Source organism: Pseudomonas sp. RtIB026, from assembly GCF_016861355.2.
Taxonomy (GTDB): Bacteria; Pseudomonadota; Gammaproteobacteria; order Pseudomonadales; family Pseudomonadaceae; genus Aquipseudomonas; species Aquipseudomonas peradeniyensis.
This window is the reverse complement of the sequence record NZ_AP023348.2, coordinates 946,209-968,511: the sequence shown is the minus strand read 5'-3', so window position 1 is coordinate 968,511 and position 22,303 is coordinate 946,209. Positions and strand designations below refer to the sequence as shown.

Annotated in this window: 18 protein-coding genes; 2 read left to right on the top strand and 16 right to left on the bottom strand. The window is 68.4% G+C overall.

Going from position 1 to position 22,303, the window contains the following annotated elements:
- Positions 1-23: 23 nt before the first annotated feature.
- The 3 genes from PRtIB026_RS04400 to PRtIB026_RS04390 all read right to left on the bottom strand — a co-directional run bounded on the left by PRtIB026_RS04400 (position 24) and on the right by PRtIB026_RS04390 (position 2,210).
- Complete coding sequence (locus PRtIB026_RS04400) at positions 24-1,007, bottom strand: FecR family protein (RefSeq protein WP_232854865.1); 984 nt, start codon at positions 1,005-1,007, stop codon at positions 24-26.
- A complete protein-coding gene (locus PRtIB026_RS04395) occupies positions 1,004-1,537 on the bottom strand; it encodes an RNA polymerase sigma factor (protein ID WP_203648650.1) in 534 nt (177 codons plus the stop codon). The genes PRtIB026_RS04400 and PRtIB026_RS04395 overlap by 4 nt, the downstream gene beginning before the upstream one ends.
- A gap of 154 nt (positions 1,538-1,691) precedes the next feature.
- Positions 1,692-2,210 (bottom strand): dihydrofolate reductase, encoded by a 519-nt coding sequence (locus tag PRtIB026_RS04390; protein WP_110735414.1) that lies wholly within the window; start codon positions 2,208-2,210, stop codon positions 1,692-1,694.
- 54 nt (positions 2,211-2,264) lie between these two features.
- On the opposite strand from PRtIB026_RS04390, the gene PRtIB026_RS04385 reads away from it, so the two are divergent.
- Together PRtIB026_RS04385 and PRtIB026_RS04380 are read left to right on the top strand one after the other, a co-directional pair.
- Positions 2,265-3,656 (top strand): DUF2868 domain-containing protein, encoded by a 1,392-nt coding sequence (locus PRtIB026_RS04385; protein ID WP_203648652.1) that lies wholly within the window; start codon positions 2,265-2,267, stop codon positions 3,654-3,656.
- On the top strand, positions 3,649-5,013 hold the full coding sequence (locus PRtIB026_RS04380) for a GTPase/DUF3482 domain-containing protein (protein WP_203648660.1): 1,365 nt from the start codon (positions 3,649-3,651) through the stop codon (positions 5,011-5,013). The genes PRtIB026_RS04385 and PRtIB026_RS04380 overlap by 8 nt, the downstream gene beginning before the upstream one ends.
- A gap of 31 nt (positions 5,014-5,044) precedes the next feature.
- Here the strand turns inward: PRtIB026_RS04380 and PRtIB026_RS04375 are convergent, their stop codons facing one another.
- From PRtIB026_RS04375 to tssK, 13 genes are all read right to left on the bottom strand, one after another.
- Positions 5,045-5,458: a hypothetical protein gene (locus tag PRtIB026_RS04375; RefSeq protein WP_203648662.1), complete on the bottom strand. Its 414-nt coding sequence runs from the start codon at positions 5,456-5,458 to the stop codon at positions 5,045-5,047.
- A gap of 4 nt (positions 5,459-5,462) precedes the next feature.
- Positions 5,463-5,876, bottom strand: a complete 414-nt coding sequence (locus PRtIB026_RS04370) for a hypothetical protein (RefSeq protein ID WP_203648664.1) — start codon at positions 5,874-5,876, stop codon at positions 5,463-5,465.
- Positions 5,877-5,878: 2 nt separating this feature from the next.
- Positions 5,879-6,781, bottom strand: a complete 903-nt coding sequence (locus PRtIB026_RS04365) for an NAD synthetase (RefSeq protein ID WP_203648667.1) — start codon at positions 6,779-6,781, stop codon at positions 5,879-5,881.
- 139 nt (positions 6,782-6,920) lie between these two features.
- Positions 6,921-7,850: a type VI secretion system-associated lipoprotein TagQ gene (gene tagQ, locus PRtIB026_RS04360; protein WP_198742332.1), complete on the bottom strand. Its 930-nt coding sequence runs from the start codon at positions 7,848-7,850 to the stop codon at positions 6,921-6,923.
- A gap of 78 nt (positions 7,851-7,928) precedes the next feature.
- Positions 7,929-9,695, bottom strand: coding sequence for a formylglycine-generating enzyme family protein (locus PRtIB026_RS04355; protein WP_203648675.1), 1,767 nt, complete (start codon positions 9,693-9,695; stop codon positions 7,929-7,931).
- Positions 9,688-10,890 (bottom strand): FtsX-like permease family protein, encoded by a 1,203-nt coding sequence (locus PRtIB026_RS04350; protein WP_203648677.1) that lies wholly within the window; start codon positions 10,888-10,890, stop codon positions 9,688-9,690. Before PRtIB026_RS04350 ends, PRtIB026_RS04355 begins: the two co-directional genes overlap by 8 nt.
- On the bottom strand, positions 10,890-11,594 hold the full coding sequence (locus PRtIB026_RS04345; protein ID WP_203648685.1) for an ABC transporter ATP-binding protein: 705 nt from the start codon (positions 11,592-11,594) through the stop codon (positions 10,890-10,892). The genes PRtIB026_RS04350 and PRtIB026_RS04345 overlap by 1 nt, the downstream gene beginning before the upstream one ends.
- Entirely contained in the window at positions 11,594-14,596 is a 3,003-nt protein-coding gene (locus tag PRtIB026_RS04340; protein WP_267813626.1) for a serine/threonine-protein kinase, read from the bottom strand. The genes PRtIB026_RS04345 and PRtIB026_RS04340 overlap by 1 nt, the downstream gene beginning before the upstream one ends.
- A 7-nt stretch (positions 14,597-14,603) precedes the next feature.
- Positions 14,604-15,323: a PP2C family protein-serine/threonine phosphatase gene (locus PRtIB026_RS04335; protein ID WP_050703375.1), complete on the bottom strand. Its 720-nt coding sequence runs from the start codon at positions 15,321-15,323 to the stop codon at positions 14,604-14,606.
- Positions 15,320-15,976, bottom strand: coding sequence for a type VI secretion system-associated protein TagF (gene tagF / locus PRtIB026_RS04330; protein WP_203648694.1), 657 nt, complete (start codon positions 15,974-15,976; stop codon positions 15,320-15,322). The genes PRtIB026_RS04335 and tagF overlap by 4 nt, the downstream gene beginning before the upstream one ends.
- A complete protein-coding gene (gene tssM, locus PRtIB026_RS04325; RefSeq protein ID WP_203648695.1) occupies positions 15,973-19,479 on the bottom strand; it encodes a type VI secretion system membrane subunit TssM in 3,507 nt (1,168 codons plus the stop codon). Before tssM ends, tagF begins: the two co-directional genes overlap by 4 nt.
- The gene (locus PRtIB026_RS04320; protein WP_203648696.1) at positions 19,476-20,792 is read right to left on the bottom strand and encodes a DotU family type VI secretion system protein; all 1,317 of its coding nucleotides are present in this window, start codon (positions 20,790-20,792) and stop codon (positions 19,476-19,478) included. Before PRtIB026_RS04320 ends, tssM begins: the two co-directional genes overlap by 4 nt.
- 170 nt (positions 20,793-20,962) lie before the next feature.
- A complete protein-coding gene (tssK, locus tag PRtIB026_RS04315) occupies positions 20,963-22,297 on the bottom strand; it encodes a type VI secretion system baseplate subunit TssK (protein WP_203648699.1) in 1,335 nt (444 codons plus the stop codon).
- Between the last annotated feature and the right edge of the window lie 6 nt (positions 22,298-22,303).

Genomic DNA, 22,303 nt, shown 5'->3' with positions numbered 1-22,303 from the left:
GGAATCCCCGAAAATATTTTCAGTCAGCCTTCACGAAGGATGCGCAGGTAGGCCGTGTACTGTTCGGCGCGCACGCCCAAGGTGTGGGTCAGGGCCTTGAGCACGGCATCCGGCTTGTCGATGTCGAACACCCCGGAAACCTTGCGCTGGCGCAGGCCGTCGCCCAGCACCAGGGTCTGCCCGGGCCAGTAGCGGTTGAGCTCGGCAACCACTGCGCCCAAAGGCTGCTGGCTGAACACCAGTTGCCGCTCACGCCAGGCGAAAGCCCGTCCAGGCTCGAAGCCATGCACCACACCCGGCCCGCTGGCCGTGTACTCCACCGCCTGCCCGGGCTCGAGGAACACGCCCTGGCCGGCGCCGGCACGGACCTCGACCTTGCCCTGGGCCAGTTGCACACGGGTCTGTCCATCCGCCTCGGCGACGCTGAAACGCGTGCCGACCACCCGCACCCAGCCCTCGCCGGCCCGCACCACGAACGGCCGGGCCGGGTCGCGGGTCACCTCGAACCAGGCCTCGCCGCGCAACAAACGGACACGCCGCTCGTCCGCAGCCAGCTCGACCTGCAGGGCGCTGTCGGTGTTGAGCTGGATCCGCGAGCCGTCCTCCAGCTGCAAGCTGCGCGTCTCGCCAGTGGTGGTGGCGTAATCGGCGCGCCAGCGGTCTGGCCAGGGTGTTTGGACGACCAGAACTCCCAGCAGCAGCACGGCCGCGGCAGCACTCGCCAGCTTGGGCCAAGTGCGCCGCCGGGGAGCACGCCAGGCGGTCTGCTGCTGCTCGCGCAGGCGCCTGGCCGGGGCTTGCAGGGCGCCCAGCAGGTCGAGCACTTCCTCCCAGGCCTTGGCATGAGCCTGCCCCTGCGCCCGCCAGACGGCGAACGCCTGGCGTTCGGCCAGGGTGACGTCCTCGGCGTGCAGGCGGTAATACCAGGCCGTGGCTTCGGCGAACAGGCGCTCGCTTTCGGGCAGGTCGCTCATGGGATCGGTCGCACTCTCGGGATGACGGCTCATGGACGTTGCCCCCTCACGTCACCGGCCAGCCGAGCCTGGATGAAGGCACGGCAGTCGAGCAACGCCCGCCGCAGCTGGTACTCGACGCTGCGTGGCGTGACCTGCAGGCGCTCGCCGATCTCGCGGTAGGTGCAACCGTCAACATGATAGAGCAGGAAGATGTGCCGGGTCGCCTCGGGCAGCGCCTGGATCGCCGCCTGCATCAGCGCCTGCTCCTGCTGCGCGGCCAACTGGTCGTCGGCGCCGGGGGCTTCGCTGGCCAGCGCCTCGCTGGGTTCGCCGCCATCCAGGCGCTCGCGGCGAATGGCCTGGCGCTGATGATCGCGCACCAGGTTGCTGGCAATCGTGAAGAGGAAGGCCGGCAGGTTGTCGATCTGCTTGTCGGCGGGCAGCCGCGCCAGACGCAGGAAGGACTCCTGGGTCAGGTCGGCGGCCACCTGGGTGCTGCCGGTGCGCCGTGCAACGAACGCCTCAAGGGCCTTCTTGTGCTCGGTGAACAACCGGGCGATCTGCTTGTTCCACGAAGACACGGCACATCCTGGCTCTGAGTCTCAAGAGGAGCGAACGCTAGCAGAAGATGATATTTGTTCGCAATTGTAACTACCGCGCTTCACCACGGCCGCCCAGCGCAAACCTGTAGGAGCGGGCTTGCCCCGCGATGGGCTGCGCAGCAGCCCCAGGTTTTCAGACCTTGTCCCAGACTTCGAAGTGATAAACCGGCCCCTGCCCCTCGGCAGGTTGCGGCTCACTCGAGCTCAGTTGCCACTGTCCGCGATCGAACGCTGGGAACCAGGCATCGCCCTCCGGCGACAGCTCCACCCGGGTCAGGTACATCCGGCTCACCAGCCCTTTATCCAGCGCCTGCCCATACAGCTGCGCGCCACCGATCAGCATCAGCTCGCCGACGCCCTGCTCCCGCGCCCACTGCTCGGCGCGCACCAGTGCCTCTTCCAGCGAAGCGAACACCTCGGCACCTTCCAGTTGCAGCCCGGACTGACGGCTGACGACGATATTCAACCGCCCCGGCAGCGGCCGGCCCAGCGAATCCCAGGTCTTGCGCCCCATGATGATCGGCTTGCCCAGGGTGGTGGCCTTGAAGTACTTGAAATCCCCCGGCAGGTGCCAGGGCATGGAGTTGTCGATGCCGATCACACGGTTCTCGGCGAGCGCCGCGATCAGGCTGAGGGGGAGTGATGTGTTCATGCCGGCGAGGATAGCACCGGGCGCGTGGGTTATGCTTCTCCCCTGACCTGTGCAATGGAAGAGCTTGTGACGGCACCGACTCCACTCGACAAGCGCTGGCTAACCGAAGCAATACGCCTGCGCGAGGAACACGCCGGTCCCCTGGAGGACCAGGAAGCCAACCGTCGCGCCCGCCAGCAAGGCGGCGACCTCGCTACCCGCATCGAGGCCCGCGCCCTGTGGCTGGCCGAACGCGACGGCATGGACACGGCACTGCGCCACTGGAAGCAGGGCGCGCGCCTGGCGCTGCTGGCGCTGATGGTCCTGGCCGTGCTCAGCGGCGCCGGCCTGGGCCTGGCGGCCCTGGGCGACGGGCAGCGCCCGGTGAACGTATTCTGGGCCCTGGGCAGCTTGCTTGGGCTTAACCTCATACTGCTCTTCGGCTGGGCCGTGGGCTTCTTTTTCGCCGGCGAGCAAGGCGCAGCGCTGGGCCGCCTGTGGCTGTGGCTGAGCGAGCGCCTGGCCCGTGACGCCAAGGCCGCGCAACTGGCCCCGGCGCTGCTGGTGCTGTTGCAGCGCCAGCGCCTGAACCGCTGGTTGCTCGGCCTGCTGGTGCATGGCCTGTGGCTGCTGGCGATGCTCGCCGCGCTGGGCATGCTCCTGGCCCTGCTGGCGACCCGGCGCTACGGGTTCGTCTGGGAAACCACGCTGCTCGCCGCAGAACCGTTCATCACCCTGACCCAGGCCCTTGGCGCCCTGCCCTCGCTGCTCGGTTTCGCCGTGCCGGACGAGGCGATGATCCGCGCCAGCGGCGACACCCTGCCGGCACTCGACCTGGCCCGCCAGGCCTGGGCCAGCTGGCTGCTCGGCGTGGTGCTGGTCTTCGGCCTGCTGCCGCGCCTGGCGCTGGCCGCGCTGTGCCTGTGGCGCTGGCGCCAGGGCCGCGAGCGGCTGGCGCTGGACCTCAACCTGCCCGGCTACGCCCAGCTGCGCGACGCGCTGATGCCGCGCAGCGAACGCATCGGCGTGCAAGACCCCGCCCCCGACGCCCTGCCGCGCTTCGAAGCAGGCCAGCTGGAAAGCGGCAGCAGCGGCGCCTTGCTGGTCGGCCTGGAGCTGGACGACCAGCGCCCATGGCCACCCACCCTGCCTCGGTCGGTCACCCACGCCGGCGTGCTCGACAGCCGTGAATCGCGCAACAAGCTGCTCGAGCAACTGGGCCGCTTCCCTCCGGCGCGCCTGGCCATCGCCTGCGACCCACGCCGCTCGCCAGATCGCGGCAGCCTGGCGTTGCTCGCCGAGCTGGCGCGCAATGCCGGTGCCACCCGTATCTGGCTGCTGCAGGCGCAACCGGGCCAGGCCCTGGACGCGGCACGCCTGGGCGACTGGCACGAGGCCCTCGACCGCCTGGGCCTGACCCACGCCGACACCTCGCCCGTGACCTGGCTGGAGCATGGCCATGACTGAGCCGCTGAAACTGGCCGTGGTCGGCCACACCAACGTCGGCAAGACCTCGCTGCTGCGCACCCTCACCCGCGACGTCGGCTTCGGCGAGGTCTCGCACCGCCCCAGCACCACCCGGCATGTGGAAGGCGCACGCCTGTCGGTGGACGGCGAGCCGCTGCTGGAGCTGTACGACACCCCTGGCCTGGAAGACGCCATCGCCCTGCTCGACTACCTGGAGCGCCTCGAACGCCCGGGCGAGCGCCTGGACGGCCCAGCCCGCCTGGAGCGTTTCCTCCAGGGCAGCGAGGCGCGCCAGCGCTTCGAACAGGAAGCCAAGGTGCTGCGCCAGCTACTGGCGAGCAACGCCGGCCTCTATGTGATCGACGCCCGCGAACCAGTGCTGGCCAAGTACCGCGACGAACTGGAAGTGCTGGCCGGTTGCGGCAAGCCGCTGCTGCCGGTGCTCAACTTCGTCGCCAGCAGCCAGCACCGCGAGCCCGAATGGCGCGAGGCCTTGGCGCGCCTGGGCCTGCATGCGCTGGTGCGTTTCGACAGCGTGGCCCCACCCGAGGACGGCGAGCGCCGCCTCTACGAAAGCCTGGCACTGCTGCTGGAAGATGCCCGCCCGGCGCTGCAACGGCTGATCGACGACCAACAGGCCCAACGCCTGGCCCGCCGCCACAGCAGCAAGCGCCTGGTCGCCGAGCTGCTGCTCGATTGCGCCGCCTGCCGGCGCAGCGTCGAGGCGGAGCCTGCCGCCGAGGCGCGGGCCATCGAAGCCCTGCGCCAGGATGTGCGCCAGCGCGAACAGCGCTGTGTCGAGGCGCTGCTCAAGCTCTATGCATTCCGCCGCGAGGACGCCAATGCCGGTGACCTGCCGCTGCTTGACGGCCGCTGGGGCGACGACCTGTTCAACCCGGAGACCCTGAAGCTGCTCGGCGTGCGCCTGGGCAGCGGCGTGGCGGCCGGTGCCGCGGCGGGCGCGGGCGTGGACCTGTTGGTGGGCGGCCTGACCCTGGGCGCCGCCGCGCTCGCGGGCGCCATCGCCGGCGGCGCCTTGCAGACCGCGCGCAACTACGGCTCGCGCCTGATGGGCAAGCTCAAGGGCCAGCGTGAGTTGACGGTGGATGACGCCGTGCTGCGCCTGCTGGCGTTGCGTCAGCAGCAGTTGATCACCGCCCTGGAAGGGCGAGGCCACGCAGCGCAGGACAGCATTCGCCTGGCGCCCGCGGACGACAAGGGCTGGCGCGAAGGCAAACTGCCCGAGGCGTTGCGCAGGGCAAGGGCGCATCCGCAGTGGTCCACGCTCAATACCGGGGCGCGGGTCAGCCAGGCCGAGCGACAGGAGCAACTGGAAGCCCTGATGGCAGAGCTGTAGCGCCGTTCGCGGCGCGAACCCGCGATGATGGCTAGTGATTAGCCTTACGCCTCTGCTTCCGGTACTGCGTCAGGAGAACGCGCATTTCTCTGTATCTATTGCTATTGAGCAACAGCAAAGCAACCAAGGCTGCCAGAAGGCTGCTCGTGTAGATGAACATGTTGGGTCGGTACCCAAAAGTCGGCAGCGCGATCACCAGACTGGCCAGACACATCCCCGCCACGAGCCACGTCCCCCATGCCCGCCCTCGAACCACAGCGCCATGGGCCAACATGAAGACTGCCAGCATCAGGAACAGGCTCGAAGCAAAGACTCCGTCCCTTGGACAGTTCCGACAGTACGTGCTCCACACCAACGCAAACGTCCAGGCCACGGCAATGATCGACGAGAAGTAGGCGCCGATGAATACACCGAAGTAACGCTTCAGAAAAGGCTTGAGCGTCATTGCGCTAACGCCGCACCCTGCGCAGTTCCACCAACCGCTGCCGCATCTCCCGATGCCGCTGGCTGTTGAACACCAGCAGCGCGAGTAATGGCAGCGCCAGCAGGATTGCCAGCAAGACAGCATTCACACCACTACCGAGCAAGCTCAACGCCATCAGCAAAGCGACAGTCGGCACAGGGAGCACCACCCATACAGCCCAAGTGAAGCCCCGGACCATCGCGAAATGCCCGGCGCACAGCAGCAAGATCAGCACTGCACTGGATATCATGGTGAACGACGGATTGTCCGGATGATTGCGCCAGTGACTGTCAATCCACAGGGTCGCTGACAACGCCGCCGACATGAGGCAAATGAAAAAGCCCAGCAAGAACGTCGGAAAGTAACGTCGCATGAAGGTCTGGAACGCTGCAGGCTTCATCGTTATTCGACCTCCTCGTAAAGCCCCACGGCGATGCTCTGTACCGTGGCACTGCCAGCCAGGCCGAAGGTAGCGCCGAGGGAGTCACGCATCAGGGTCTTCGTGGCGTGGCTGATCTCGGTCGGGGTGTAGCGCTTGGTCATGGTCCCTGCCGACTGCCGCAACTTGATCTGCTTGGCCGTCAGGCTCGGATGCCTGATCGACAGCAGCTCGTCGGTCAGCGCCTTGCGCTGCTGACGGCTGAGACTCCTGGACAATTCCAGCCAGCTACGCCCGGTCGCGGCCTTGTGCACCTGCAGGTATTTCAACGTGCTCAGGCCCGACGCGCCGACACCCAGCAGCAAGACGCCATCCAGCACCTTCGAGGCGGCCTGGTACCACTCGCTCTCATCGAGGGCATCGTTGGCCGCCGGATTGGTCACTTCGCGTACCGTGCGCATCACACCGATACCGCACTGGATGCTGCTGGCGGTGGCTGCGGCGCCACCGATGTAGGTCAGCACCAGGCTGGTGCCGCCGGAAAAGGGCGCGGCAATGGTGCCACTGAACACCACGAACCAGCCGATCACCGCGCCTGCACAAGAGAGGGTGGTATTGACCGCCTCCTTGACCACCCGCGACTCGCGCGGATTGTGCTGCAATTGCTGGGTGTACTGGTCAGGGGTCTGGTACTTCTTGATCTCGCGCAAGATCACGCGCTTGGGACGGATGCTGCAGATCGGTTGGAACTCACGCAGGGTGACGACGTTGTAGTCGGCGTCGATGTACACCACACCAGCACCGACGATACGCGGATCAGCGTCGATGGCCGCGAACATCTGCGGCAGGTTGATCCGCCCCTGGATTCGCTGGCGTGCGAGGAACTGGGAGTTGTTGGCCAGGGAGTTGACCAGAAGATCTGTCACGGGGTGGTTTCCTTACACAAATAGCGGCTGTATCGCACCCTTGTGAGAGCGGGCTTGCCCGCGATTGCGCCGGTACATTCACCATCGCAATCGCGGGGCAAGCCCGCTCCTACACAGGTCGGCGAGCGGCTTTAACGGATCACACGTTCGGGCACGGCACCGGCGCCCAGTCACCCATGTCCGGGTTGCGGCACATGGCGTTAACCTGGTCGGTACCGGCCTTGGCCACCTGCTGGGCCTCGGCTTTCTTGCCGTTGGCGTTCTGCAGGGTCTTCTCGGTGGCCACGGCTTCCTGCGGCACGTCCTTGGTCACCTTCTTGGCCGGCTGGACCTTCTTCACGTCCTTCTTCTTGCCGGTGGTCGCCACTTTCGGCGGCTCGGCCACGGCAACCACGTCGGTGCGCGCGACGCCAACCTGCTTGAGGTCCTGCTCGTAGGCCTGGGTGTAGTTGTTCAGGTTTTCACCCAGACGCCCGTTCACAGTGGTCAGCAGGTTGTTCGACTCCTGCAGGCCGGCGACGATCTCGGCCAGGCGCTTGCGCCCCTCGGTGTCGTTGATGCGGCCAGACTTGCGGTTCTGGATCAGGCTGGCGAACTCGCGCTGGTAGCAGGACTGCGACGACTTGGCGTAGGCCGTGGTGCGGTCCAGGTCAGCGGCGCTCTTGTCGATATCGGTGGCGTACGAGGCGATGCGCTGCTTGTCGTCGCTGATCTGCTTCTGACGCTCGGTGTAATAACCGGCCGCGCCACCGACCAGGGCGCCACCGGCGGCACCGATGGCAGCATTGCGACCACGGTTTTCCTTGTCGACCAGGGCGCCGGTCAGGGCACCGCCGACCGCGCCGAGCAGCGCGCCGGTGGCGACCGAGCGGGTCATGTCACCGTCGGTGGAGCGCAGGTGCTGCACCGGCTCGTAGCAGTTGGGGTAGTACTCGACCTTGGTCGTGGCGCCGACCTTGGACACGGGCGAGCTGGCGCAACCGCTCAACAGCACGGTGCTGAAACCGGCTGCCAGCAGCAGCGCGGTACGGGCCTGGGATGCAGTGATCAGGGGTTTGCGGGTGAACATGGTCTGGTTTCTCTTCTTGGGTTTCTCGGTATCCGGGGGCTTCGTGCCTCCCGGGAGTCCTTTCTGTCGAAGCTGTCCTTAGGGTCGCGGGGCGGCCGATGCCAGCAGCTCCTTGAGGATCGTCGCCGGATCGGCCCGCCGGTTCTGGCGGTACTCCCCGACGTGGCGGACGAACAGGGTGGCGCGGGTCACCAGGCTGTTGCCCAGGACCGGCTTGCGATTGAGCTCTTCCCTGACCCGCTGGAACTGCGCCTGGATCACCGCGTCGGTGTAGCGCGTGCCGCTGGCCAGGTTGTCGATGTAGATCGCCACGGCGCCGTCGAGGGCGGCGCGGCCATTGGCGATGGCGGCGCCGTACATGCGCGCGCTGGTCTGGTCGCCCGAGGCCTCGGCCTTGGCCTGGGTGTTCTGCAGGTTGGTCAGGCGGATGTTGTAGTTGTTGACGGTCTCGGCCACCAGGGCGGCGGACTGGATCAGGTTGCCGGCGGCCTCTTCGCGCTGGCGGGCGATCAGCGAGACGTTGCGCTTGAGCTCTTCGTTGACCAGGCCGAGTTCGGCCTGCTGGCGCGGGTCGGTGGCGGCGGCGATGATGCTGTCCAGGCGCTTGGTCGGGTCCTGGGCGGCCTCGATGTCGTCGGTCAGGCCGGCCAGCCGGCCTTCCTTCTGCCACTGCTCGAACAGCTCCTGGTAGCGCGAACGCGGCGCCGACAGGGCGCCGATGGCTACGCGAAAGCCAGTGGTCTCGTTGCGCTGCTCGGTGCCGTCGGCGCCGAACAGTGGGTATTCGCGGCGCATGCCGGTGAACAGGGTGCCCTCGCCCTCGAGGTAGTTGCCGCCCTTGACCACGAAACCACCGTAGGCACCCTGCAGACGCCCGGCGTTGACCAGCTGGAACGACTCCTGGACCATCTCGGCGGCGTTGCCGATCACATCGAACAAGCCCAGCGGGTTGGGCTGCTTGGTACCAATCGGCATCAGCCGCGCCGCCTGCCCGGTGCCACCGGCGACCTGGTTGAACACCGCGAAGTCGGCCAGCGGCCCTTCACTGTCGGCACCTTCGACCTTGCGCGGGAACAACCGCCCTTCCAGCTCCTGGCGGCTGACCGCCGAACCGCCACGGGCGGCGAACTCCCACTCCACTTCGGTGGGCAGGCGCACGAAACCGGTGCCACCGTCCTCGGCCTTGCTGCCACGGCCACTGACCGGCAGCAGGTCGCGATGGTGCTTCATCAGCCAGGCACTGTAGACGGCGGCGAAACGCTCGGCCTCGAAGCGCGACAGCTTGACCTTGGGCAGGCGCCCCGCCGCGTCGTTGTTCGCCTCACAGGCCGGCGCCGCGTCGCCGCCGGCCAGCGACGGCGCCTGGGCCATCACCTGGGCGTACTGGCGGGCGGTCACTTCGTACTTGCCGATGAAGTACATCATCGGCGTAAGCGGGCTGCCTTTGTCAACCTTCGGCAGGCTCGGGCCAACCGCCTTCTGCCACTGCGGCGCCAGGTCCTGCAGGCTGAACTGGCCGTTGATGAAATCGCGTCGGTAACCGGAGATGAATGACTGCTTGTAGCCGGCCTCGCCTTCGCTGAACGGGTAGCCGAGGTTGACCTCGCGGTCGTCGAGGCTGCCCTGGGCCAATACGTAGACGCTGCGCAGCACCAACTCGCCGCCACAGGGCAGCGGCAGGCTGACATCGCCCGGCAACGGCTTGGGATTGTCGAACTTGCTGTCGGCCCCGGCCTGGGGCTGCCCGGCCGGCTTGGCCTTGTCGTCGCCATCGGCCTGGGAGCAGGCTCCCAGGCTCAGCGCGGTGAGGATCAGGGCGGCAGCCCCGAGGCGGCGATCAGACATCACGTATTCCTTGGCAGGCCTCGATGCGCGCCACCCGCCAGCCGCCCAGGGCGGCGGCGGCAGTGCTGGCCAGCAGCACGGCACACAACGCAACGAGGTAGTGCATGGGCAGCAGGTGGCTGGCGAACTCGCCGGGCACCTGCATGAAAAGTCGGTTCAGGCCGTGCTCGGCCAGCAGGTACAACAACCCCGCCACGGCGGCAGCCAAAAGGCCGCTGTAGAGCGCCTGGAGCACCACGAACAACAGCAGCGTGGCGGTGCCGAAGCCCAGCAGGCGCAGCACCGCCAGCTCGCGCTGCTTGCGCTCCACCGCCGCCACCGCACCCGCGGCGATGGCCGCCACGGCGCCGGCCACGGCCAGGCTGGCGATGATCCAGAACACCAGGTCGAGGTTGCGGCTGAGCGACTGCACCTGGGCGATCTGTGCGGCCTGGGTCGAGACCAGCAGCTTGCGTTCGGCGAAGAACTGGCGCAGCGGCTCGACGTCGGTCAGTTCGCGGGCATACAGGCGGAACGCCGGGTACACCCGCTGCGCCACGGAGCCCTGCGCCTCGCCCTGCCACTCCAGTGCCGGCACCGCGCGGCCATCACGGTAGTCCTCGACAGCCTCGAGCAACTGCAACGATGCGAACAGGCCATCGCGCTCGAACGCGGCCAGGGGCAACACGCTGGTGACCTGCAGGCGCGTCTGGCGCCATTGCATCTGCCCGGCCTGCTGGCGGCTGAAGCTGGCCTGCAGCTCGTCTCCGGCCCTGGCGCCGAGCTTTTCCGCGGCGGTAAAGCTCAGCACCACCTGTTGCAGCCCCGCCGGAGGAGCGACCTGCGCCAGCAAGGGATCGCCCTCTGCGGTGGGCAGCATTTCAACCGTCAGGCCACGCCCGTGGGCGGGCAACAGCAGTTCGGCGGTGGCGGCGATTTGTCGGGTACGCGGGATGGCGAAAGCCACCCCCGGGCGTTGTGCCAGTTCGTCGATGAACTCGGCGCGAAAGCGTCCACCGCCCAGGGGAATGATCTCGCGCACGCCCGGGTCGCGCTGCAGGCGCTCGGTCAGACTGCCGACCAGGCCGAACTTCAGGCCGAACAGCACCAGCAGCGGCGCAATCACCGCCACCAGCGCCAGCACGCCGCACGCCGACAGCCGCGCATCGTTGCGGTAGTCCTGCCAGGCCAGCCCGGCGATCAGCAGCGGGCGCATCAGGCGGCCCTCTCCAGGGTTGCCGTGACGCCGCCGTCGGCCTCGCGCCGGCAGGCCATGCGCAGCACCGTCAGCCCGGCTTGGCGGGCCAGGCCTTCGTCGTGGGTGGCGACCACGCAGGTCACCTGGCGCGCCTCGGCCTCGCGCAGCAACAGCTGCATCACCCGCTCGGCGTTGACCGGGTCCAGCGCGGCGGTCGGCTCGTCGGCCAGCAGCAGCGTAGGGGCATGGGCCAGGGCACGGGCGCAGCTGACCCGCTGACGCTGGCCGAGGGACAGGGCGGCGGGTTTCTTGCCCAGTTGATCGTGCACATCCAGCGCTTCGGCCAGGCGCTCGACGCTGCCGTCATCACCGAGCCCCAGCAACTGGCGCGGCAGACGGATGTTGCCGCGCACATCGAGAAAACCCAGCAGCCCACCCGCCTGCAGCACATAGCCGAGGTGGCGACTGCGCCAGCTGGCCAGGCGATCAAGCTGCCGGCCGCGCCACAGCCCGGCGACATCCTCGCCACCAAGGACGAAGCCCTCTGCCACATCCGGCGCCAGCACCAGCGCCAGCAGGTCGAGCAAGGTGCTCTTGCCGCAGCCGCTGGGGCCGACCAGCGCCACCCGCTCGCCCACGGCCAGGTGCAGCCGGTCGACTTGCAGGCTGTAACGCTGGGCACCCTGCCCGCGCGTCTTGCGCACCCCGTCCAGGCGGATCATCACGGCAGCGTCGACAGCGGGACACGGTACAGGGCGTCACCCGGCTCGGCGTTGCCGAAGCGCACCCAGTTGGCCATGTCGTTGTGGAAGGTCTCGTACAGGCGGATCTTCGAGTCCAGCTCGTCGATGAAGTCCTCCTGCTCGGCCACCGACAGCGACAGCCACAGGTCCTGGGTCATGCTCAGGGACTTGCTGCGGTACGGCAGGCCATCGAGGTACTCGCCGAGTACCCCGCCCTGGGCCAGGTTGGCGCCCTTGCGCAGGGCGCCGGGGTCGCGGCTCATGTAGGCGCTGGCGCTGGCGATCTCGTTGAAGAAGTCGCCCGGCGAGCTGCGGGTCTTGCGCGCGGCATCGACGATCAGCTTGAGCGACTGCTGCAGGTCGTTGAGCTGCAGCTTGGTGAGCATCACGCACACCTGCAGGGTGGGCAGCGTCGGGTTGGTCAGGTCGCGGTCGGCGGTCCAGGCACTGATCAGCTGCGGCGCCTGGCTGGCACCGTGGCGGCCGAGGAAGTCCATGTGCATGGCATAGCCGATGGCCTGGGACTTGGCCGCCAGCCCCGAGGCCGAGGTCAGCAGTGGCACCGACTGTGGTTGCTGGTTGCGCACCTGGTGCACCAGCTCGGCGAAGGTCGAGCCGATCTCGCGCACACGCTCGCCGAACACGCCGACCTCGCCCCCCGGCACGCCGACGTAGAGGTCGCCGATCTGCGGGTTGCTGTCGGCAGTGAGCACGCGGTACTGGCTTTCGGCCGCGCCGTGGTTCTTCACCCCGGCCGGGGTGCGCAGGTGCAGGGCGTAGATCTTGATCTGCTTGCTCAGCGCCGCCTGGCGCACTTCGGCCTCGTTCATCTGGGTGCTGCTGAACGGGTCGTTCTTGCGCAGTGCGCCGGCATCGCTGACCAGCAGGATGAGGCGTCCACCGTAGCCGGACCAGTCCATGCCCTCGACGGCCTGCATCACCCCGGCGAAGGCGTCCTCGTTGAACGAATGGCTGGAAACGCTGGTGGCCCTGACCTGCGAGGCGGCCTTGAGGAAGCGCGCAGGATCGCGGCCCTCTTCCAGGCTGACCAGGGTCTTGCTCAAGTACGCGAGGCCCGGGGTGCGCTTGACGTTGTTGCGGAAACCCACCAGGCCGAAGCTGACGCTGTCCAGCTCGCCCCGGGCCGCCAGTTGCTGCTGCAGCTCGCTGACCACCTGGCGCACCCGGTCGATATACGGCTGCATGGACACCGAGGTGTCCACCACCAGGACGATACCGGTGCGGAAGCTGTTGTCGCCGACCGCCGCCACGCCGGCCGCCTTGGGCGCGCTGTCGCGGGCGTTGGCGCCGGGGTCGATCGAGGCGATGTTGAGCAGCTGTACCGGCTGGCCGCCGGCGTCGAAGCTTTCGCGGTAGTCGAAGATCGGCATCAGGTAGAACTGGTTCTGCGGCACGGCGCTGGCCGCCGGTTCCAGGGCCATCACCTGCGGCACCTGGTCGGGGTGGTTCTGTGCCTTGAGCAGGCTGTCGCGGGCCTGGGCGGTGTCGTCGAGCAAGTGCTGCACATCGTCCACCTGACGCATGAACATCACCGGCGAGCGGCCCGAGCGCTCGGTGAACTTGAGCACCAGGCTCTGTTTCCAGTCGCTGGTCTGCGCGGCCGGCAGCCAGCCCTCGCGCTGGCCGTCGCTGGCGGCGCCGACCTGGACCCAGGCCTGGCCACCGACGTCCTTGCGCTGGTAGACGTAGAGCACGGAGAAGGCCGGCAGTTTCTCGCCCGAGGCATCGCCGGGCTGGGCCACCAGCTGGGCGTCGGGCTTGGTCAGCACACGCTGGAACAGGGTCTTCTTGCCGGGCATCAGCAGTGGGCGGCCATCGTCCGAGGCGGCAACGGGTGTGATCTTGGGTTCGGTGGGGGCCACGCTGTCGGCGGGCGTCTGCGCCACCGGTGTTTCTGGCGCGGGCGCGTCACTGCCGCCGAGCAGCCAGAAGAACGCGCCACCCAATCCCAGCGCCGCCGCGATCGCCACCGCCAGCACGGCCTTGGCCGGTTTGTTCGATCCGGACTTCACGGCGGGAGCGGGCTTGGGTTCGGGCCGCCGGGCGGGCTCGCTCACGGGAGCGGCAACGGCCTGCGGAATGTCGATGGACACCGGTTGCGGGGTGGTCGGCGGCGGGATCGGCAGCGGACGCACCAATGTGCTGTCGTTGTCCTCGACCGGCGCCTGGACCGTCAGGCGGTCCAGCGCGGCCAGCAACGCCGCCGCGTCGGCGAAGCGCTCGTTGGGATCCTTGGCCAGCAGGCCCCGCAGGATATCCTGGTAGCGGCCGTGCTCGATGGGCAGTTCCGGCAGCGGCTCGGTCAGGTGCGCCAGCGCCGTGGACAGCGCGTCGGTGCCGCTGTACGGCAGCTTGCCGACCAGGATCTCGTAGAGCACCACGCCCAGCGCATACAGGTCGGCGCGGCCGTCGATCTCCATGCCGCGCGCCTGTTCCGGGCTCATGTAGCTCGGCGTGCCGACGGCGAAGCCGGCCTGGGTGAACTGGGTGCGGTCATCCAGCGACTTGGCGATGCCGAAGTCCGACAGCACCGCAGTGCCGTCGGCGCGGAACAGGATGTTGGCCGGCTTGACGTCGCGGTGCACCAGGCCCTGGGCATGGGCATAACCCAGCGCCTGGGCGATCTGGCGCACGTAGGCGAGGCCCTGCTCGGGCGTCAGCCCATCGGCGATGCGCTCCTTGAGCGTGCCGCTGGGCAGGTACTCCATGGCCATGTAGTACAGCTCGCCGACATTGCCGATGTCGTGGATGGTGGCGATGTTCGGGTGCGCCAGCCGCGCCAGGGTGCGTCCTTCGCGCAGGAAGCGCTCGCAGAAGGTTGGGTCGGCGGCCAGGCTCGCAGCCATGATCTTCAGCGCCACCTTGCGTTCCAGGGAACGCTGGGTGGCGAGGTACACGCTGGCCATGGCGCCTTGGCCAAGCTCGCGATCGATGTCGAATCCGGGGATCTGCATGTCCATGATGTCTTCAGTTCACCTTGACGACCACAGCGGTGATGTTGTCCGGCGCGCCACGGGTCAGCCCCAGGTGCACCAGGCTGCGGACCACCTCGTAAGGGTCGGCGTGGCCGAGCACTTCGGCGATCTCGTGGTCCTCGGCGGTCTTGTTCAGGCCATCGCTGCACAGCAGGTAAGTGTCGCCGGGCCGCACCTGCAGGGCCACGGCCTGCAGGTCGAGGTCGTCCTCGACGCCGATGGCGCGGGTGACGATGTTGCCGCGCGGGTGCACCCGCGCCTCGGCCTCGTTGAGCAGGCCGCTGTCCTGCAGCTCCTGGACGTAGCTGTGGTCATGGCTGAGGCGCTCGATGCGGCCATCGCGCAGGCGGTACAGGCGACTGTCGCCGGCCCACAGGCCGATGGCCTGGTCGCCACGCGCCGCCAGCACCACCACGGTGCTGCCCATCATCGCCACGCCACGGCGCACGGTTTCCTCGCGCACGATGCCGTTGACCCAGGCCAGGCCATCGCGCACCTCGCCGCTGAAGTCGTCGAGCGAGTCGAGCATCGGCAGGCTGCGCAGGCTGTCCATGGCCAGGCTGCTGACATAGTCGCCCGCCGCATGGCCGCCCATGCCGTCGGCCACCGCCCACAGGCCAGCCCAGGTCAACTCCAGGCAAGCGTCCTCGTTGATCTTGCGCACCATGCCGACATGGCTGTAGCTGGCCGCTGTGTACTGCATGTCGGTCATTCGGTCCGCGCCTCGCTACCCAGTAGAAACCCGGCGAAATCCTCGCTGCGGGGCAGACCCGCGCAGCGCATCAACCCCGGGGCGATACGTTCGGAACCCCTGCCCCACCAAAGGCTCATGCCCTCACAGGCGCATTCGGCCAACGCCAGCGCACGCCCCTGCGGCGTGGTCGCATCCAACCGCTGCACCCCACCGACAGTCACACGCGGTCCTTGTAGGAGCGGCCTCGCGCCGCGAAAAGGCTGCAAAGCAGCCTCAAAACCCTCAAAGGCCGCCCCAGGCTCAAGCGTCGCCAGCAATGCCACCTCGACCGCCTCGAACCACTCCTCGGCCCCGGCCACCACAGGCGCCAACGGCTGCTCCGGCTCCAGCACCTGGGCCACGGCCAGCGGAAAATACCGCCCGACCCGGTCGATGCTCGGCATCAGCACACCAATGACCGCCTCGGGCCCGCACAACCCCGGCGCCAGGGCGAAACGCCACAAGGGGCTGACCAGGTAGGCCTCGAGCCAACGCTCGCCCAGCGCCTGCTGGCTGGCCTGCATCCCCGCCGCCAGCCACTGGTCCCAGGGCTGGATGAAGCTGTTTGGAAGGCCGCGGCTGACGAAGTCGCCGCGGCTGGCCAGTTTTCCGTAGAAACCCACTTCGTTCACAGGTGCTCCGGCAGGCTGAAACCGCTGAGCACTCGGCTGCGGAACGGGTTGAAGGCGCTGCTGGCACGCAGCTCGTAGGACACGCTGGCGCCATCGACGCGCAGGCGCAGGTTGAAGCGCTCCGGCGAGCTGCCGGCCACCAGGTCGGACTGGTCGAGCAGGCGGAACCAGGCCCAGGGTCCTTCCACGGTCAGGCCGGAACGGCCGGTGGCCGAGGGCGGCGAGATCGACAGGCGCACCACGCCGATGCTGTTGGGGTTCGGCCACTGCAACGCCACCGGCCGGCTCGGTCCGTGGTCGTAGCTGACCTGCTGGCCATCGAGGTCAAGCAGGAACTGGGTGATGGTCGCATCCATCGCCACCGGCTTGAGCTCGAAACGCACGCCCGGCTGCACACCGTTGCTGTTGCGGAAGAACGCATCGCGGATGCTCGCCGCGCGCTGGAAGGTGTACAGCACGTTGCTGTTGATCCCCAGTTTCTGCGCCGCGCCCGGTTGCCAGCTCCACGGCGTGCTCGAGGTGTTGACGTAGGGTTGCAGGTACTTGCGGAAGTAGTTGTCCATCACCCCGCCGACGCCGAAGAACAGGCCGAAGTCCTCCAGGGTGGCGTCCCGCGCGCTGCCAGCCACCAGCGGATAACGGCCGCTGAGGGACTGGCGGTAGACGTTCACCACTTCGCTGGTCCAGGCGGCGTTGAGCTGGTTGCGCACGCCGCCCATGACGATGTTGTGGGTCGAGCCGAGCACCGAGCCCACCAGGTTCTGCACCACCTTGGGCTGGCGCGCGGCGCCCAGGGCGACACGCTGCGCGGCGGCCTGGGCCTGGTTCTTGGCCTCGCCCAGCAGCGCGTCGCCGCTGGCGCCGACCATGGCGCTGACCTGCACGTATAGGGCATTGAGGTCGGTGAGCAGGCCATCGATGGCAGCAGGCTGTCCTTCGCCGGTTTCCACCAGCGCGGCCAGCTCGGCGAAGTGCGCGGTCACCGGGTCGACCTCACGGGCAGCCGGGTTGTCGCTGGGCAGCGGCGCATCACCGAGCAGGCCGCCGAGGCGCTGGCGCAGCTGGTCGACACCGGCCTGTTCGGCCTTGGCCTGGACCTTGTCGAGGGTGGTCGGCTGCGCCAGGTTGGTCTCCTTGGCGGCCGCCTGCAGCAGTTTCTTCATCGGCGAGGTCGGCCCGGACAGCACCCGCAGCACATCGGCGGCCTGGCCGACGCTGGTGATCGGTACGAAGTCCAGGTCCGCCAGCAACGCATCCCAATGGCGGATGTAGTCCTGGTAATACAGCTGCAGCACATCGTCGGCCAGGCGCTTGGCATCACCCGACTCGCTGGCCTCGCGGCCCAGCACCCAGCGCTCCTCGGCCAGGGTCTCGCTGTGGGCCAGGCTGGCGGCAAGGAACGCCTTGCGGTAACCCTCGACGGTGAAGATGCCCGGCAGCGGCTCGCTCAGCGGCTTGCCGTTCTTGAAGCGGAACACCAGCGCGGCATCGCGGCCGGCGGCGTCGCTGACCCGGAAGTCGCCGACCCCGGCCGGCAGTTTCTGGCGCTTGACCCGGTCGTAGACACGCTGGGCCACCGGCAGCTGCTGCAGCTGGCGACGGGTGTCGTCGATCAGGCGCTGGTCGAGACGGGCATTGGGCGGGCGCTTGTCGAACAGCGCCGCCAGGTGCTGCTCCAGGGCCTGGCGCAGGTCCGGCGCCAGGTCACGAGGCAGGCTGCGCTCCCAGTCGAGGGTGACCCAGGCCTTGATGAACTCGGCGTCGTAGTGTTCGCCGTCGGCCAGCATCAGGTAAGCCTTGAGCCCCTCGTAGAGGTAGTCCGAAGGGCCGCCGGCGTACAGCTGCTCTTCGATGCGGGTGACCAGGCGCGGGGCGAAGATGGCGATCAGCAACTTGCGATAGACGCTGTCCGACTCGCCTTCGAGCATGTCGCCCTGGTACAGCCCCAGGCCCTCGGCCCAGCCGGGCGGATCCTCGGCCAGGCGGCGCACGCCGTTGAGCAACGGCAGCACGTCGACCACGTTGCGCTGGGCCGGGCTCAGTTCCTGCACGCTCTTGCCCAGTGGTTTGAGACGGCCGTCGACCTCGGCGATGTACTGCTGGTTGGCGCGGTAGCTCAGGGTCCACAAGGTGCCGACCACCAGCACCAGGGCCACGCTCAAGGCCAGGGCGCCGCGAGCGATCCACTTGCGCCGCTGCTCGACCTTGGGGTTGCTGCCGACCAGGCCGCGCTCGGCGAAGGCCACGGCACTGAACAGCTTCTCGATGAAGTAGCTGCGCCCGGTGCCGTTCTGCCGCGCCAGGTGGGCACGGTCCAGGCCCATGCTCTGGGCCATGCTGCCGATCAGGCGGTCGATGGGGCTGCCTTCCTGGGTACCGCTGGTGAAATACACACCGCGCAGCAGAGCGCGGGCTTCGAAGGCGTTGGGCTTGAAGATGCCGTCGAGGAAGGTCTTGAGGTTGCCGCGCAAGGCGGCGAACTGCTGGACGAAGCCGTAGACCAGGTCGCGCCGCGCCGGGTCGCGTTCCTGTTGCAGGCGTTCCACCAGACGCTCGTTGAGACGCTGCTCGAGCAAGGCGAACTCGCTGCCAAACTGGGCCAGCGGGCCATCGCCGTGCTGGCCGTCATCCAGGGGGAAGGTCATGCCCCACACCTGGGCGCGCTCTTCCTTGCTCAGGCTGTCGAAGAACTCCATGAAGCCCGGCACCAGGTCGAGCTTGGTCAGCATCAGGTAGATCGGGAAACGCACGCCCAGCTGGCTGTACAGCTCCTGGATGCGGGTGCGGATCGCCGCCGCGTGGGCGGCGCGCTCGGCGTCGCTGCCCAGCAGCAGGTCGGACAGGCTGATGGCGATGAAGGCACCGTCGATGGGCCGACGTGAACGCTGGGTCTTGAGCAGGTCGAGAAAGCCCAGCCAGGCCGCCTTGTCCACCTGGGCATGGCTGTCCTGGGTGGTGTAGCGGCCGGCGGTGTCCAGCAGCACGGCCTGGTCGGTGAACCACCAGTCGCAGTTGCGCGTACCGCCCACGCCACGGATGGCGCCCTCGCCCAGCTGCGCCGCCAGCGGGAAATGCAGGCCGGAGTTGACCAGCGCGGTGGTCTTGCCCGAGCCGGGCGGACCGATGATCACGTACCACGGCAGCTCGTACAGGTTGCGCCGCTCATCACCGCCCAGGCGCGCCTTCTTCAGCAGCGTCAGGGCCTCATCCATGCGCTGGCGCAGGGTCGCCAGCTCTTCGGCGGTGGCAACGCCGGCAGGGTCAGGCGCGGTCTCGGCAGCCAGGCTCTGCATCACCTTGGCCGCCTGGCGCCGGGCCTGGACGATGCGCCACACGCGGTAGGCAATCCACACCGCGAACAGCAGGACGATCAGCACCAGGCGCGGCGCGACCGGCACCAGCGCATCGAGCAGCGGACCAAGGAACCAGATGATCAGGCTGAGGGCGAGCAGGCCCAGCACCGGGACCACCCAGCGAATGACAAAACTGAAAAACGCCTTCACTCGACGCCCTCCGCCAGAACGGTGATTTCAACCCGGCGATTCTTCGCCCGGCCCTGCGCGCTGTCGTTCGACGCCAGCGGCTCGGTGTCGCTCAGGCCCTGGGCGCTGAAACGCCCGGGCTGGCCGGTGCGGGCGGCGAGCAGGTTCTTCACCTCCTCGGCACGGGCCTGGGACAACGCCCAGTTGGACGGGAAGCGCAGCGTGGCGATGCGCTGGTTGTCGCTGTGGCCAGTGACTTTCACGTTGCCCTTGACCTTGGCGACGGCTTCGGCGATGCGCAGCATGAGCGGTTCGAAGTCACCCTTGATGCTGGCGCTGGCCGAGGCGAACAGCTCGTCGCCGCGGATGGTCACCACCGAGCGGTCCACCGCATCCTCCACGGCGACCCGGCCGGCCTTGATGTCCTCAGCCAGGAAGCCGGCCAGACGCGGGCGCTCGACAGGCTTTGGCTGCACCACCGGGCGGTCCATGGCCTGCACCGGGATCTCGCCCAGGGCATGGATGCCACGGAACACCGGTTCGGCGTCGGCGGCCAGCTTCAGGCGCAGACCGAACAGCACCAGCAACAACAGCGCGAGGGCCAGGGCCAGGCCGACCCAGGGCGGCACGAACTGCGCCAGGCGGTCACGGGTCACGGTGACGCCACGCCAGTGCGGCGAAAGCTCGCGCTCGATATCGCCACGGGCGCTGCGGATAGTCGCAGCGGTGCGCTCGCGCAGGGCCTCGAGCTGGGCACGGCCACCGTTCATCACCCGGTAGCGGCCTTCGAAACCAAGGCTGGTGCACAGGTACAACAGCTCCAGCAGGTGCAGGCGCTCACGCGGACTCTGCAGGCAGTGCTCCATCAGCTGGAACACCTTCTCGCCGCCCCAGGCCTCGTTGTGCACGGTGATCAGCAGACTCTGCTTGCCCCAGTCGCTGGCACTGCCCCACGGCGTGCTGAGCACTGCCTCGTCGAGCGCGGTGCACAGTGCGTAGCGCGCCAGCAGCACCTCGTTGCGCGCGACCCCGGCGGCCTCGGCGCGCTCCTCGAACTGGCGCAGGTAGGCCAACAGCTGCGCTCGCAGGCTGGCCGGCGCCGGGTGGGCAATGGTATTGCGCAGGCGGGTGAGCAGCGCCAGCAGCGGGCCGGCCGCCTGCTCCAGCGAGTTCAGGCCCGCCGCCTGGCCCGGCGCCAGCGGTTCGACCGGCACGTTCAGGGGCGGTGGCGGCGCCGCCTGCGCAGGTCCCGGTGTGGCCGGCTGCGGGCCTCGGCCACCAGGGCGCGGCATGAACTGGGTGCGGTCATTGGCGAGCGGATCGTCCGATTGCATCGCGGCTTAGTCTCCGGTCCTTGGATAGAGGGTGGAATTGGGGGCCGCGTTGCGGCCCTTTCGCGGCACAAGGCCGCTCCTACAGGCGTTCGCGCTCCCCTGTAGGAGCGGCCTTGTGCCGCGAAAGGACCGCAACGCGGTCCCGGCATTCTCAAGTCGAGCACCCGGCATCACCCCCGAATCGCCCAGAAGGCCAGGTTCAGGCCGGGGAACTCGCCGGCGACGTAAAAGGCGAAACCACCGGAATGCTGCAGCTGCTTCCAGTGTTCGCTCCCCCGGTCGAGTTCGAAGTAGGTGGAACCGGCATGGAACGGAATCTGCCGTGGCGCCACCGGCAACGGCAGCAGGCCGATGCCCGGCAACTGCAGGTTGACCAGGTCGCGGATGTGCTCCACCGCGCCGATTTTGCTCTGCTGGCCGAAGCGGCTGCGCAGGGTCTCGCTGGGCACATCGGCGCGCACCACCAGGACGAAGCTGGCGCTGTCGAGCAGGCTGCGGTCGGCCAGCATGCCGACATGGATGCCGTAGGCCTTCTCGACCAGCGGGATGGCCACGGCCTTGCTGTCGATCAGCATCGACAGGGCCTCGCGCAGGGCGGCCAGCACCGGGGCGAAGGTGGCCGCCAGGTCGTCGTGCTGGTACACAGGATATGCCTCGGGGCGGCGACCTTCACGGGTGAAGGTGGCGAACTCGCCGGCCAGGGCCACCAGCTCGCTGTACAGCCGCTCGGGGTGCAGCGGCGTCAGCTGGTTGAGGTGCTCGACCAGCGGCTGGGCGCGGTTGACCAGTTGCAGCAGCATGAAGTCGGCGATCTCCGAGGCACCGCCGTTGGCCGAAGCCACCACGCGCCCGGCCAAAGCCTCGCCGCGCTGGTGCAGCAGGCCAAGCAGTTCGCCACGGAACCCCGACAGCAGGTTGCTGGCGGTCACGTCGAGCAGCGGCGGGATGTAACCGTCATCCAGCACCAGGGCACGGTCGGCGCGCTTCTCCCGGATGCGCACCACGCCCAGTGCGGCATAGTCGCTCAGGCCGTCCTCGGCGCGCAGCAGGCGCAGGGCGCGGCTGCCCAGGGCCAACGGCGCGCGGTTCTCGAACGGGGCGTTGTCGTCGCGGACTTCGCTGATACGGCTGACATAGCGCGCGCCGTCGGGCGTTTCACCGTCGTCGACGGTATCGCGGGCACCGGCGCGCTTGAGCGGCAGGCCCAGGTAGATCACGCCGTTGCGCAGGTCGTCGGGAATTTCCAGCGGCGCAGGCGGCAGGTCGTCACGCGGGATATCGAACGGCGTGCCGTCCGGCAACAGGCCACGGGCGCTGAGGATCGCCAGCTTGCCCTGGGCCAGCAGGCCCTGGTCGACCAACAGCTCGGAAAAACCCCAGGCGGCGGCGCTGAGCGGCCGGTTGCGGGCGTCGACGAAATTTTCCAGGTAGCGGTCGTGCTGCTGGAAGTGCTGGGTGGTGATGAACATCCCTTCCGACCAGACCACGCGATTGTTCCAGGACATGGGTTC